This is a genomic window from Candidatus Accumulibacter necessarius (genome assembly GCF_036625085.1).
Genome location: NZ_JAZKUM010000012.1, coordinates 48,874 through 62,818, shown reverse-complemented (window position 1 = coordinate 62,818; position 13,945 = coordinate 48,874). Strand labels below are relative to the sequence as shown.

General features: G+C 61.6%; 12 protein-coding genes. 5 read left to right on the top strand and 7 right to left on the bottom strand.

Annotated features, from left to right (window positions below; genetic code table 11):
• Window positions 1-5 precede the first annotated feature (5 nt).
• Entirely contained in the window at window positions 6-653 is a 648-nt protein-coding gene (locus tag V5B44_RS23705; RefSeq protein ID WP_291911376.1) for a thiol:disulfide interchange protein DsbA/DsbL, read from the top strand.
• A 101-nt stretch (window positions 654-754) separates the two neighbouring features.
• Window positions 755-1,522 (top strand): SDR family oxidoreductase, encoded by a 768-nt coding sequence (locus V5B44_RS23700; RefSeq protein WP_332361489.1) that lies wholly within the window; start codon window positions 755-757, stop codon window positions 1,520-1,522.
• 89 nt (window positions 1,523-1,611) lie between these two features.
• On the opposite strand, the gene V5B44_RS23695 is transcribed toward V5B44_RS23700, so the two are convergent.
• Window positions 1,612-2,337, bottom strand: a complete 726-nt coding sequence (locus V5B44_RS23695) for an SDR family NAD(P)-dependent oxidoreductase (RefSeq protein ID WP_291911381.1) — start codon at window positions 2,335-2,337, stop codon at window positions 1,612-1,614.
• Between the two features lie 37 nt (window positions 2,338-2,374).
• On the opposite strand from V5B44_RS23695, the gene V5B44_RS23690 reads away from it, so the two are divergent.
• A complete protein-coding gene (locus tag V5B44_RS23690) occupies window positions 2,375-3,178 on the top strand; it encodes a helical backbone metal receptor (RefSeq protein WP_332361488.1) in 804 nt (267 codons plus the stop codon).
• Window positions 3,179-3,265: 87 nt separating this feature from the next.
• On the opposite strand, the gene V5B44_RS23685 is transcribed toward V5B44_RS23690, so the two are convergent.
• From V5B44_RS23685 to V5B44_RS23675, 3 genes are all read right to left on the bottom strand, one after another.
• Complete coding sequence (locus V5B44_RS23685; protein WP_332361487.1) at window positions 3,266-3,916, bottom strand: LysE family translocator; 651 nt, start codon at window positions 3,914-3,916, stop codon at window positions 3,266-3,268.
• An 82-nt stretch (window positions 3,917-3,998) separates the two neighbouring features.
• Window positions 3,999-4,925 carry a restriction endonuclease gene (locus tag V5B44_RS23680; protein WP_291911389.1) on the bottom strand — a complete coding sequence of 309 codons (927 nt, stop codon included), beginning with the start codon at window positions 4,923-4,925 and terminating at the stop codon, window positions 3,999-4,001.
• 790 nt (window positions 4,926-5,715) lie between these two features.
• Complete coding sequence (locus tag V5B44_RS23675; RefSeq protein ID WP_291911391.1) at window positions 5,716-6,768, bottom strand: AraC family transcriptional regulator; 1,053 nt, start codon at window positions 6,766-6,768, stop codon at window positions 5,716-5,718.
• 231 nt (window positions 6,769-6,999) lie between these two features.
• On the opposite strand from V5B44_RS23675, the gene V5B44_RS23670 reads away from it, so the two are divergent.
• Together V5B44_RS23670 and V5B44_RS23665 are read left to right on the top strand one after the other, a co-directional pair.
• Window positions 7,000-8,499, top strand: coding sequence for a DUF1254 domain-containing protein (locus tag V5B44_RS23670; RefSeq protein WP_332361486.1), 1,500 nt, complete (start codon window positions 7,000-7,002; stop codon window positions 8,497-8,499).
• 633 nt (window positions 8,500-9,132) lie between these two features.
• Window positions 9,133-10,026 (top strand): ATP-binding protein, encoded by an 894-nt coding sequence (locus V5B44_RS23665; protein ID WP_332361485.1) that lies wholly within the window; start codon window positions 9,133-9,135, stop codon window positions 10,024-10,026.
• 73 nt (window positions 10,027-10,099) lie between these two features.
• Here V5B44_RS23665 and V5B44_RS23660 read toward each other — a convergent pair whose 3' ends face one another.
• Genes V5B44_RS23660 through V5B44_RS23650 form a run of 3 tightly spaced genes read right to left on the bottom strand, consistent with a single transcriptional unit; the run spans window position 10,100 to window position 13,939 of the window.
• Window positions 10,100-10,327: a hypothetical protein gene (locus tag V5B44_RS23660; RefSeq protein ID WP_332361484.1), complete on the bottom strand. Its 228-nt coding sequence runs from the start codon at window positions 10,325-10,327 to the stop codon at window positions 10,100-10,102.
• A gap of 18 nt (window positions 10,328-10,345) precedes the next feature.
• Complete coding sequence (locus V5B44_RS23655; RefSeq protein ID WP_332361483.1) at window positions 10,346-11,521, bottom strand: hypothetical protein; 1,176 nt, start codon at window positions 11,519-11,521, stop codon at window positions 10,346-10,348.
• A gap of 39 nt (window positions 11,522-11,560) precedes the next feature.
• A complete protein-coding gene (locus tag V5B44_RS23650) occupies window positions 11,561-13,939 on the bottom strand; it encodes an arylsulfatase (protein ID WP_332361482.1) in 2,379 nt (792 codons plus the stop codon).
• Window positions 13,940-13,945: the final 6 nt, after the last annotated feature.

Genomic DNA, 13,945 nt, shown 5'->3' with positions numbered 1-13,945 from the left:
GACCAATGCATGAACGTCTGACTGGATGGTTGTTCGCCATTGCCCTGGCCCTGCTGGCCACAGCGTTGCCCAGCCGAGCCGAACTCGTGGTTGGTCGCGACTATGTGCCGATCGTGCCGGCCCAGATGACTGACAATCCGGCCAAGATCGAAGTGATCGAATTCTTTTCCTATGGCTGCGGGCACTGCAACGACTTCCACCCGATTGTCAGCAAGTGGTCCGCCGCCCTGCCCGGCGACGTCGCCTTCCAACGCATACCGGTCTCGTTCGGACGGCCCCAGTGGGCGAGTCTGGCCCGGCTTTTCTACGCGCTGGAAGCCACCGGTGACTTGGCCAAGCTGGATGGCGCGGTCTTCGATGCCTTGCACAAGGCGGGAAGCAGGCTTTACGACGATCAGAGCATCCTCGAGTGGGTGAAGGCGCAAGGCGTGGACGGGAAGAAATTCACCGACGCCTACAACTCCTTCGGGGTCATCAGCAAGGTGAAGCGCGCCGACCAGATGGCCCAGGCTTACAAGATCCAGGGCGTTCCAGCCATGGCTGTCGACGGCAAATACCTGGTCACCGGCAAGGAAACCAAGGGCTTTCCCGACTTGCTGCGACTGACGGACCAGGTCATCGACAAGGCACGCCGCGATCGGAGCAAGAAGTGAGAGGACCGCAGCACGCCTGAAGCCCCCGCGCTGGCGTCGCCCAAAGTCGTCCACAGCCCGTCCCGGCTGACGACTGCGCGTTGGGGATAGTTGAGCTTCCCGTGCTCAAGGTCTTCATCACCGGCGCCTCATCCGGCATTGGCTGGGCCCTGGCCGAGTACTATGCAGCACAGGGGGCGCAGCTCGGCCTGTCCGCGCGTCGCGCTGATTTGCTGCAGCGTCTCGCTGCAAGCTGGCCCGGGCAGGTCATCTGCTACCCGCTCGACGTCACCGACGCTGCGGCCTTGCGTGCGGCCGGCGACGACTTCATTGCGCGTCTTGGCGCGCCGGATATCGTGATCGCCAACGCTGGCGTCTCTGTCGGCACGCTGACCGAATGCGCCGACGATCTCGAAGCCATCCGCCGGGTCATGGACGTCAATTTCTTCGGCATGGCAGCGACCTTCTCGCCCTTCATTGCTGCCATGCGTCAGGCGGGTGGTGGCCGGCTGGTCGGTATCGCCTCGCTCGCCGGCATCCGCGGCCTGCCGGGCGCTGAGGCTTACAGCGCCTCAAAAGCAGCGGCGATCAGTTATCTCGAAAGCCTGCGTCTCGAACTGCGTGCTTCGGCCATCAAGGTGGTCACCATCTGCCCTGGCTACATCCGAACGCCAATGACCGAGGGGAACCCTTTCCCGATGCCTTTCCTGATGCCGGCCGATGTGGCCGCGCGGCGCTTTGCGCGGGCCATTGCGCGCGGCAGCAGCTACAGCGTCATCCCCTGGCAAATGGGCGTCGTCGCCAAACTGTTGCGCCTGCTGCCCAACAGCCTCTACGATCGGCTCTTTGCCGCCGCGCCACGCAAGCCGCGGCGTCCATTACCGCCGTAAGGTTCGGGGCAGCCCATGGGCAGGTCGGCATGCCCTTTGGCCGCGGCGGGGACAATCTGACCGGCTTCTGCCAATCGCGCGGCAGACGATCACCAGTCGATTGGCTTGCCGTCGCGAAAGAAACCGCCACTCGGTCCATCATCGGGCAACAGCGCGGCCCAGACGATCCCTTGCGCGCCGTCCGCGGCACTGCGGACAGCATCATGACCGCCCATTTCAGTGCGGCACCAGCCGGGGCAGACCGAGTTGATCTTGATCGGACTGCCTTCCAGTTCCTTGGCCGTCAGGCGCGTCAGCGCGTTGAGTGCGGCTTTGGACATCCGGTATGCGGGCCAGAAGCCGCCCATGTCAGCCAGTTGCCCCATACTCGACGAAACATTGACGATGCGCCCCCAGCCATTTTCACGCATCAGCGGCACCAACGCCTGAATCAGGCGCAGTGGCGCCAAGGCGTTGCAGGTGTAGGTCGTGGTCACCAGTTCCGGATCGACGACGAAAACGCTGGCTCCCTGCGGCGCGGCAAAATCCTTCGGCTCGAGCAGCACCCCGGCATTGTTGATCAAGATGTCCACGCGACGGAACTCGCGCCGCAAGCGGGCGGCCAGAGCGGCAACGGCACTGGCGTCGGTCACGTCGGCAACATGCGGGATAACCTGGTGGCCACTGTCGCACAACTCTCGGGCAGCGTTTTCGATTGCTTCGGCGCCGCGCCCAACCATCACTACCCTGCAGCCGCTAGCGGCAAGATCGCGCGCCACAGCCAGACCGATACCACGCGCCGCACCCGTCACGACGGCAACTTTCTGAGCTAGCATCCATCCCTCCTGTTGTTTTTGGCCTGAGACTTTCATCATGCAATGGTCCGACGCGCTCGGCAAGCCACACGGTCGCTATTCAGGCAGTCCGCGCATCGTCTCGCTGGTGCCCAGCCTGACCGAATTGCTGGTAGCCCTCGACCTCGCCAAGGCGCTGGTTGGCCGTACCGGCTTCTGCATTCATCCGCGACAGGTGGTCCGCCGGATCCCCAAGCTGGGCGGCACCAAAGGCTTCAACGTCGACAAACTGCGCGCGCTAAAGCCAACGCATGTGCTGGTCAACATCGACGAAAACCGTCGCGAGGAAGTCGAGGCACTGGCCGACTTCGTACCGCACCTGATCGTCACCCATCCGCTGACCGTCGGCGACAACCTAGATCTCTACCGCCTGCTCGGCGGCGTCTTCGCGCGCGAGCAGCGGGCCGAGGTCTTGTGCGACGCGTTCGACCGCGAGTGGGCGGCGCTCAACGTGCTCGCCGCGGGCCTGCCACGGCAGCAAGTGCTGTACGTGATCTGGCGCGAGCCATGGCTCAGTGTGGCTCGCGATACTTACATCTCGCGCATGCTGGCCGCTGCCGGCTGGGATACGCTGCCGCACGAAAGCCCGGTCCGCTACCCGGAGATTGATCTGCCTGCGCTGGCTGGTGACGCGGAGATCGTCTTTCTTTCCAGTGAGCCCTACCCCTTTCGTGAACAGCACGTGCGTGAGTTGACAAAGCAACTGCCGGGCACGCGCAGCTCGCTGATCGACGGCGAAATGGTTTCCTGGTACGGTAGCCGGGCAATCCACGGGCTGAAGTATCTGCGCGAGTTGCGGACCCGCCTCGCCGATCCGTCATGAGACTTCCGGACGGTGCCCATGGAGGCCCGCCCTGGCCGATACTCATCGGGATCGCTACCGTCTTCAGCCGGCATGCAAGGCTTGGACCTATCCGGCCCTGCTGCGTGAGCCCGTGAGTGCAGTGAACACCGCCAGACCAATGAACACGCCACCGCCGAGACGCCGACCCAGGCGACGGACGCTGGCGGCACGGGCCAGTGCAGGCGCGACCATACCGGCGGCCAGGGCGTAGCCACTGTCTGTCACCGTAGCGATTGCCACGAACAGCGAGCCCAGCGCCATGCCCTGCAACATGGGTGGCGCCTCGGGACTCAGGAACTGGGGCAGGAACGCGGCGAAGAAAAGCGTCGTCTTGGGATTGAGCAAGGCGACGACGAAACCATCCCGAAGGACGCGGCTCCACGGCGCCGCCAAAGGTGCGGGAGTCGGACTCGCAGCCTGCGGCGAGCGGAACATCTGCACGCCGAGGTAGAAGAGGTACAGCGCGCCCGCGTACTTGACCACCGCAAAGGCCAGCGAGGAGGCGGCAAACAAGGCGGCCAGGCCGACCGACGCTGCCAGCGCGTTCCCCAGGTTGCCGAGCGCGACGCCGACCACCGACACCAGCCCGGAACGACGCCCCTGGACGAGGCTGCGAGTAACGATGTAGAGCACCCCCGGGCCAGGCGTGATCGCAAGAACGAGACTGGCGAACAGGAAAGCCGAGAGGACAGGCCAGGGCGGAAGTAGATCAGTCATGGCAGCAAGCTGGAATAGGCTCAAGGTTTGAAAGCACCGCCCGACGCGGCCTTATCGCGTAGCGTCCGATGGACCCGCAGGGTTAGAGGCCAACTTCGCCCTCCTCAAAGTAGTCGGAATCGATGCGTTTGACGATGTATGAAGCAGAGACTGAAACCCCAACGTCGAAGTCCATCATGAGGTTTGCAAGAAGCTTCCCGTCAATGAGCACGACCGTGGTGGCGATGCGGGACGCGTAGTCAATCGCCTCTGCTGTGTAAGACGAGGTGGTTATGAAAACACCCTTCTTCGCGCGCTGACCCTGTAGCGCGCCGACGAACTTCTGAATTTCCGGGCGACCAACAGAACCTTGCCATCTCTTCGCTTGAATGTAGATAGTGTCCAACCCGAGACGGTCTTCCTTGATGATTCCGTCGATTCCACCGTCGCCACTTTGCCCGATGCGCTCGCCGGCGTCGCGGCGAGAGCCGCCATAGCCCATCTTGACTAAGAGCTCAACGACAAGGCGTTCGAAGAATGTAGGGGAACACGAGAGAATGCGGCCCAGGATGTCCTGGGCAAGACTGAGGCGAAGACTCTGGTGGGCTAGTTCGAGCGCTTCCTCTGGGGTTTGCTCCGGTGCGACAACAACGGAAGCCGTTGTTGTCGCTTCTCTGTTGTTCCGTGAAGCGTCACGGAATTCAATGAATGCTGGAAAGCGCTCAAGATACTTGACGTCAATTCTCGTGGGGTTGTCACCAAGTGTCTGTTTGCCTCTGGCCGTAATACGCAGCGCCCCTCTGCGTGGCGACTCCAAGAGCCCCGCTTTCTTGAGGAAGGAATTTGCCCACCCAACACGGTTGTTAAAAATTGCCTGCTGGCCGCTTGCCAAAAGCTCCTTACGTTCGGCCGGAGTGAGTTGAAACTCCGTGGCGAGACCTTCGACGGCTTCGCGTGTCGTGTGGTCGTTGCCGTCGGCAGCAAAACGAAGCAGCGGCAACATCAGCGTTTGATAGTCAGGAATGGGCATACTCCCCCCATCGGTTATTGGTACCGAACGTTGGGGCTGAGGCGGAACCTGGCGGGCTCCCGTTGCGCCTCGCCTCGAACACGGCGTTGGACGAAGCCGCTGCGCGGAGGAAACGCAGGCCAAGTCAATGGTCTGGCCCTAAAGGTAGCATCTCCCCTGAACGACACCCAAGTGAGAAGGCCATTGCGGCGCGCACTGTCCACTGGGACGCCGCCTGACCATGTGCGCGCTTGCCCCGTCCTCGACGACCGACCAGAGAGTGGTGTTCGCAAGCCAACGGAACGGTTTGCCTCAAACCCAAAAGGGACGCCGAGGGCCGCACGGGCATCGACGACGTCCGCGGCGCGGAAGTTTTCTCCCGCCAAGCTTCTTGCATTCGGGATATCAGAAAACAGACAACTGCGATGGGCTGGCCCATTGCTGCCCCTACCCGGCTCGTGCAACGGCGCCAATAGTCGCCCTACCTCGGCACACGGGATCGCGCGGAAAGACGCCGTCCGGAAGGCTTGGCGTCGTGCGATTGGTCTTTCCATACGGTATCCAACAGTCGTCAAACCAGCGCTTCAGGATGCAGGGCAAGAGCATACACCCAAGAGCACATTACCGCTTCTCGCTTGTCCAGTGACCATGGATAGCTGACGGCAGCTGCTGAGCGCGGGTTCCACGGATTTCGAGGACAGCATACGACATTTCTCGTCCCGACACCAAACTACGGAGAAAGGGCGCCCGGTGGCAATTAAACATGATGCCCTCAGAAGCTGCAGGAGGCATCTGACCACCAGCCTCGCGATCAGACAACCGCCCCATGTTTGCGTCGCCAAACAGCGGGAGATGCCCCGGACCAGCGCCGGAAGGCTCGTGCAAAGGCAGTAACGTCTGCGTAGCCCAGCCGGTTGGCAACGTCCTCCAGCGATACGGCTGAGCCGCGAAGGAGCACCCGTGCCGCATCAAAGCGAACCGCGTCGAGAAGAGCCCTGAAAGTGGTTCCGCTTTCCTGCAAACGCCGGGCGAAAGTTCTCCTGTTCATACCGAAGGCCTGCGCCACCTCGTCCTGGCTGATGCAGCCCGTGGCCAGCAGTGTTCGCATCACCCGCTGAATTCGATCTCTGGCGACGCCCCCTTCCCCGATTCGCTCCTTATCGCGAAGTTGCGACGCGAGGAAATCACGGAGAAGGGGGTTCGCGCCGGCAATCGGATGCTTAAGGAATGCGGCATCAAATACCACGGCGTTACGATCGGCGTCGAAGCGAACCGGGGCGGCAAAGTGCACGACAAATGCCGAAGTATCCGATGGCGCACGATATGCAAAACTCACTTCGCGCAGCGCGAAGCCAGCGCCGCAAATTTCACGCAACAGATTGGCTGCAATGGCGAGCGCGCCAAAAACGATTTGCTCGGCTCCCAGCAGCTCGGGTTCAAGCACATCATAACCCAGAACGGCGAGGCTGCCTTCTTGTTGGAAATAGGGAGCAGCACCCTCGTCGTGCAGGTGCAGATAGGACTGGAGGCAGGCCAATCCCGCCCCCACCGTTGCTGAGTTCGCCACGAGGTAGCCGACGGTGCCGAGCATGACCAGGCCAGTCTGCATGCAGGCCCGCAAACCGAGGTCTGAAAGCCCGGTACGCTCGGCGGCAAGATGTCCCAGTTCCCCCAATTTGGCGAAGGGGATCACGTTATCGGGATGGTCAAAGACCGCTGCCTGAAGACCGACTTCGGCGATCAGTGCATCAGGGTCGATGCCATGCTCGCGAACTATGGAAGGTAGCGCGATGGCGCCGCCCACACGGATGACCTGGTTGCTGATCGGCGGACGGCCGCGCCGGCTTGATGTCGAATTTCCCATGGCTGACCCTGATAAGGATTTCCGAGAAATTTTGGCATGAAATGTCAGAAAATTGAAAAATCTGCCGCGCAGCCGTGCATTCTTGTTATCTATACTGAATACGCTTTGAGTTCAGTTCTTGTGGTTTGTCAAACAGGTTACCAAGGCTCGGTACAAGGACGCCTTTCGGCCCGGATTACACCTTCCGGAAGCGAATTTGCTCCGAGCCCCAGCAATCGATAGGAGAAAGCTATGAAACGAAAGAATCTTTCCCGGGTGGCCATGGTGGTCCTGTGCGCGCTGACCCTGACTGCCTGCGACAAGCCGGCGGAAACCACCCAGGTCGACCGGGTGGCTATGGAGGCCAAGGCGAAGGCGGAAGCAGAAGCAAAGGCGGTTGAGGCAGCGGCGAAGGAAGCCGAGGCACGTGCGATCGCCATCGAGAGCTACGTCTACGCCTATCCGCTGGTCACCATGGAGATGACGCGTCGCATCATGACCAATGTGGAGGCACCGCAAGGATCACGTGCCCCGATGGGACACTTCGTCAGGATGCGCAGTTACCCCGACGCCTCGTACCGGGATGTCACGGCGCCTAACGCCGACACCCTTTATACGACGACGTGGATCGACGTGTCCAAGGAACCCTGGATCCTGAGCCTTCCGGACATGAAGGACCGCTACGCCCTGTTTCCGATGCTCGATGGCTTTACCAATGTATTCCAGGTGCCGGGCAAACGGACGACCGGAACGAAGGCGCAAACCTATGCCATCAGCGGGCCGGGTTGGTCTGGCGAACTGCCTCCCGGCGTGACCGAGTACAAGTCCCCGACAGGGCTGGTCTGGATTCTCGGGCGCATCTACTGCACCGGCACCCCCGAGGACTACAAGGCGGTACACGCTTTGCAGGACAAGATCTCGGTTGTGCCGCTATCCGCCTACGGGAAACCCTACACTCCGGCGCCTGGAACGGTCGATCCGGCCATTGACATGAAGACCGCCGTACGCGAGCAGGTCAATGCGCTCGATGCCGGGGCCTACTTCAAGCTTTTCGCCGAACTGCTCAAGACCAATCCGGCAACCGCCGAGGATGCCCCGATGTTGGCCAAGCTCGCCAAGATCGGTGTCGTTCCCGGGCAGGATTTCGACGTGGCCAGACTCGACCCCGCCGTGGCCAAGGGCCTTGCCGGGGCGCCCAAGCCAGCCCAGGAATTAATCATGGACTGGATGAAGGCTGGCATCGTTGCCGGCGACTTCAAGCTTGAGCACGGCTGGCTGTTCACGACGAAGACGGGCCTGTACGGCACGAGCTACCTGCAGCGTGCGCTCGTCACTGCCATCGGCTTGGGCGCCAACCGGCCGCAGGATGCGGTGTATCCGACCTCGCAAGGGCCGGATGTCGCGGCGAAGTACAGCGGTGAAAAGAAATACGTCATCCGTTTCGAGAAGGGACAACTGCCACCCGTCAATGGCTTCTGGTCGCTGACCATGTACGACGCGGACTACTTCTTCGTCGACAACAAGCTGAACCGTTACAACCTGAGCCAGCGCAACAGGTTCAAGACGAATCCGGACGGCTCGGTCGACCTCTACATCCAGCACGAGTCTCCTGGCAAGGACAAGGAGTCAAACTGGCTGCCGGCGCCGGCGGGAGACTTTGTCCTGATGATGCGTCTGTACTGGCCGAAGGAGGAGGCTCCCTCGATTCTGGATGGCAGCTGGAAGGTGCCGGGCGTCAGAGAGGCCAGCTGAACCCATCACGTAGTCATCGACGATAGCCTGTAGCAAGACCAAATTCCGGGGGGTTTTGGTGTCGACCGCAACACTGTAAAGCGCCCCGGGATCTATAGACACTTGGCGACCACCCCGGCCGCTACACTTCAGATGGCCATAAGGCTGGTTCCGGAGTGTAGCAGCCTCCTCGCCCGGCCAGGAGTTTCGGGGACAGCCGGGAGTTTCGGTAGAGTCGAGATGTGGCGCGGTGGCGATAGGTTCGGCTTGTCTGTTTCCGTCCCTTTCGTCTGACGGTGCCCAAGTAGCCTTGCCATAACCCCGTTTCCACATCCCGCTCATCGAACCGGACAGGCGCTTCTCGCGCATCCGGCTCTCGAAATTTCAGTGGAAATTTCAGTGACAGTATAGGTAACTTAGAACGTCGCTGAGCCACAGCGCTCCATGTGGTCTGGCGCGAGTGCAACAGGGCGAGGAGCGCCTGCACACCGCCGCCTGCGAAGACGACGCTTCGTTAAGGGCGGAATGCCTCGGCGACTTCCAGCTGTGGGCCCTGGCGAATTCGCGTAGCCGAGCACCGAGTCGATGCGGCCATCGACCGAGATTGAGACACTTAACCGTGCATTTGTCCCACGCGAATGGCAAATTGCACTAATGACGCCTCGCATCGCCCAGCAATCCCTCGCTCAACTGCTCGCCCAGTTCCCGGCGGTCGTGCTCCTCGGGCCACACCAGGTTGGCAAGACCACCGTCGCCCTTGCTGAAACCGAGAAACATGCTGGCGTGCTCTATCTTGACCTGGAGTTGCCTTCTGCGCAGCGTCAGATGGACGATCCCGAAGCCTTCCTGCTTGCCCACCGGGGCCGCCTCGTGATCCTGGACGAAGTGCAACGCCTGCCTGAGTTGTTTGCCGTGCTGCGCGGAGTCATCGACATCCGGCGCCGGGAGGGTGAAGCGGCAGGGCAGTTTCTGCTGCTCGGATTGGCGTCCGGCGTGCTGTTGCAGCAGGCCAGCGAAAGCCTCGCTGGCCGGGCGGCCCAGCTCGAACTGGCGCCGTTCCAGGCACGGGAAGTCCTACCTGCCTGGCACGGCAATGTCGGCAAGCGATTGGTACGCGCCCGCAAGGTCTATGTGCGCGACAGCGGTATCGTTCACGCTCTGCTCGGCCTCGCCAGTCTGGAAGCCGTACTTGCCCACCCCGTGGCCGGTGCCAGCTGGGAGGGTCTTGTCATCGAACAGCTGCTCGCCCCTTCTGCCTCCGCCGCAGCCAGCTTTTGCCGTACCGCACATGGCGCCGAGGCCGACCTGGTGCTGCGCTTCGACGATGGCGAGACCTGGGTAGTGGAGATCAAGCGCGCGTCGGCGCCGACGACCTCGAAAGGATGTCACCAGGCCGCCACCAATGTCGGTGCGACGAAAAGGCTGTTGCTTGCCCCGGTAGCGACCTCCTATCCGACGCGCGACGGCGTCGAAGTGATGCCCCCCTTGCCGGGGCCAACCTGCTGGCCGGCCGCGCAAGGCGATAGCGGTACCGCACTGCTGGCGTGAGAGATGACAGCAGTCGAGGTCAAACTGACTGCCAGGGCGGCTTGAAAAGCGGCTCTGGCGGCAGCGTCAGTGCTTACTTGCGATTCGCATCGGGTGACCGCTCCGCCGCCTGTCGGCGCAGCGCCTTGATCCACGCCTTCTGGCAGAGGGCCTGCTCCGCAAAGCGCTGCGGTTCCTTGCGCAGACGGGCCTGAATGGCGTCGATGCGGGCGCGTGCGGCCTGCCGACCGCTGCCATAACGCAAATGAAGGTTTGGCTTGTGTTGATCTTCGGCAACTTCACTCTTCGTGACCCGAATCACCTCTATAACGAACGGAGACTAAACAAGCATTTTCAGGACCGTCTTTAGGACCGTTTTCAGCGGCAAGTCCATTGCCGCTAGTACCACCATCGGCAACACGGCAGCACCAACAAGTGGAATCAGAGAACCCATGCTCAGCGGCAATGGACGGACCTTCGAAATCAACTCGTAAGGCGCTGCTGTATCGGCTATCGGGCCAAGTTCAGGGGCATCGAGAATTGGGGCATCCGCTACCTGCTTGCCGTCGATCCAGCGCTCCCGAACCAGGCGGCCATGCCGGCCGATCAGGTCACCGTAATCTAGCAAACCCTGCTTCTTCGTGCGGAGCATCAATCCGAGGAAGGAAACAAATGGCGAGAGAAAAATCAGCGGCACGACCACGACGAAGGCAATGATCTCGACGCGCAGGGAGCCGATGGTCACGTCGTGATAGACGACCTGATGCGCCCAGCCGGAGGCGAAGACCGAGGAAATACCCAGCACGACCGGTACGAACATCACCGGAATCCGCGCCATAAATCCCAGGCCAGCGCAACGGTCCGGGTGCGTCGGCACCATTGACAACTCCAGTCCGGCAATCCGCTTGAACAGCATGAAGAGGAGCGCCAAGCGCCACAGCCAGGCAAGCAGAAGGGTCAGGAAAATGGTTCGCCCGACATAGAGATACCACCAGACGCCGAGGCCCATTCCGGCGCCATCTGCTTGATCTTTTGCCCAGGAGAGTTCGTGCGGCACTTCACTGGGCCTTGAGAAAAGAAAGAACGAGGCAAGCGCGGCGAAGATGGCGATCCACGGCAGCACTGAATCGCGCAGTTGGGCAATGTCGCTCAGTACCGAACGCAGACGATCAAGTTGCCCAGGTGGCACGACGCCGGAACTGACGAGGCGTGGCAGCAAAGTCGTCAGCGTGCTGTGCATCATGCCTTCGGCGACGATGAACAAAGGGACCGCCAGCAACAGTCGGGCATTGATTCCGAAGTGGGCAAGCAGTGGTTCGCCACCATCGACCGGCAGCAAATATTCTTTTTGCCAAGCCCAGACAGCGATCGGCAGCCACGCCAGAAGCGACCAGAATACTGCCCGCCGACCAATGCCCAGACCGTTCTCCGGGATCAGTCCGATCTTGCGCTGGAGGCGAAACAACAGGTCGCCGCGAACCAGGGATATTGCCCACGGGGTGGGATTTGTCTCCATATTGACCTTTCTGTAAACCTCAGGCGGCAGGCATTTGCGTCACTGCTTCAGATCGACCGTGACCGAGTTGATCTTGCCGCTGAAGGCAAACGGCCGGCGCTCGTCATAGACCAGCGACACCGTCGAGCCAAGATCAACGCCGACATCGAATGACTCGCTGGCCGTAAACGCGGCCGGCACGGTACGACTGACTCGGGTTTTTGCCACTTCCTTGCCGTCGACCGCAACAGTCACGATCGCAGGTGCCATCGGCTTCGCGCTCTCCAGTTGGGTATCGACGATGATCTGGTGCTTGCCGGCCGGAATCACGCCCGATTCGGCCTTGTAGTTCTCGATGATCATCATGTTGTACTCATAGATCAGCTTGCCCTTGTCCATGTAAATCACCAGGCCGCCACCGGCACCGCCTAGCGCATAGAGCACGCCACTGGCGTTATCGCCGAATTCGGCATCGATGACCACACGATTGCTCTGGCGACCGAGGCCCGGTGCGGTGAATTCCGGCATGCGCCGAGTCTGGTCGCTGAAAGTCCAGCTCCTATACGGCGAGGCTAGGCGGTCTTCCGGGTGAATGCGCAGCCAGGTGCCGGCACCGATTGGCCAGGCCTTGTTTTCCCTGGCCTGCTTGTCGAATTCCTTCTTCAGTTCGGCCAGCTTTTTCGGGTTTTTGTCGGCCAGATCACGCGCCTGCGAGAAGTCGTCGTTCAGGTTGTAGAGCTCCCATGGGTCCTTGGCGGCATCCCATTTGGCCATGCCAGCCGCGGAACCGGCGGCATCCCACGGAACAAACGGCCCGAAGGCGCCGGCGAACCAGCTATCCTTGTAGATGCCACGGCTACCGCTGTTCTCGAAATACTGCACCTTCTTCCGGGTCGGTGCCTTCGCATCATTCAGGGTGTAAGCCATGCTGATACCATCGAACTGATCCTGCTTGTAGCCATTGACCACCTTGGGCGGCTTGATGCCGATCAGCTCGTACAGCGTCGGGGCAATGTCATTGACGTGGTGGAACTGCGCACGCGCCACGCTGTCCGGCTTGACCTTCGCCGGCCAGGAAATCGCCATCGGCGAACGCGTGCCGCCAAAGTGCGCGGCGACCAGCTTGGTGGATTTGAGCGGCGTGTTGCCCGCCCAGGCCCAGCCGGCGTGGTACATGTTGTCGGTCTTGTGGGTGCCGATGGCATCCAGCCCGCCGATCTTGTTCAAGGCCGCAATTTGCTGGTCGACCGTATTCGGGATGTTGTTCTGCGCCAGCAATTCGCTGATCGAACCACGCTGGCCCTCGGCGCTCGCGCCGTTGTCGCCGAAGATGTACATGATGATCGTGTTGTCGCGCTTGCCGAGGCGCTCCACTTCGTCGATGACGCGACCGACCTGGGCGTCGGTATGCTCGACGAAACCGGCAAAGGTTTCCATCAGGCGCAACTGGAAGGGACGCTCCGACTCCGGAATGCTGTCCCAGGCCGGCATCGACTCGACGCGTCGGGTCAGCTCCGTGGCCTGTGGGACCCAGCCGATTTCCTTCTGCCGCTTGAGAATGCGCTCGCGCATCGCCTCGTAGCCATCATCGAACTTGCCCTTGTACTTGGCCGTCCAGGCCGGTGCTACATGGTGCGGACCATGCGCGCCGCCGGTGGCGAAGTAGATGAAGAAAGGCTTGTCAGGCGTGTACGACTGGTGCTTCTTCAGCCAGCCGATGGCGTGGTCGGCCAGGTCCTCGGTCAGGTGATAGCCCGGCGTGTTGGGCGGCTCGATGATGTTGGTGTTTTCCACCAGGCGCGGTTCCCACTGGCTAGTTTCGCCCGCCAGGAAGCCGTAGAAATACTCGAAGCCGTAACCGGTCGGCCATTTGTCGAAGGGACCCATCGCCGTCGTCTGGTCGGCCGGCGTGTTGTGCCATTTGCCGAAGGCCGCCGTCTTGTAACCGTAGTCCTTCAACACCTCGGCGATCGTCGCCGAAGATTTCGGGATGACGCCCGTGTAGCCATCCCAATCGACCGCGCGTTCGGCGATGGTCCCGCTGCCGACACGATGATGATTCCGCCCGGTCAGCAGGGCGGCCCGCGTCGGCGAGCAGATCGACGTATTGTGGAAGGCGTTGTAGCTGACGCCGGACTGGGCGATGCGCGTCAGGTTGGGCGTATTGATCTCGCCGCCGTAGGTGCTTGCCTGCCCGTAGCCGACGTCGTCGATCAGGATGATCAGCACATTCGGCGCATCCTTCGCCAAATGGTTCGGCTGGGCACGGCGAATGTGGGTTGAGGTCTGTAGCGTCGGGCCGGCCTTGCTCGCTGAGGGAACGGGCGGAAATGGCAATTCCGCACCGTCGACCGGAGCAGCCGAGACCTGCGGCGCCGCCAGCAAGAAAACCGCTGCGACAGCCGTTGCGATCCAGGTGGAACAAGTCAATTTACGCATTTTTTT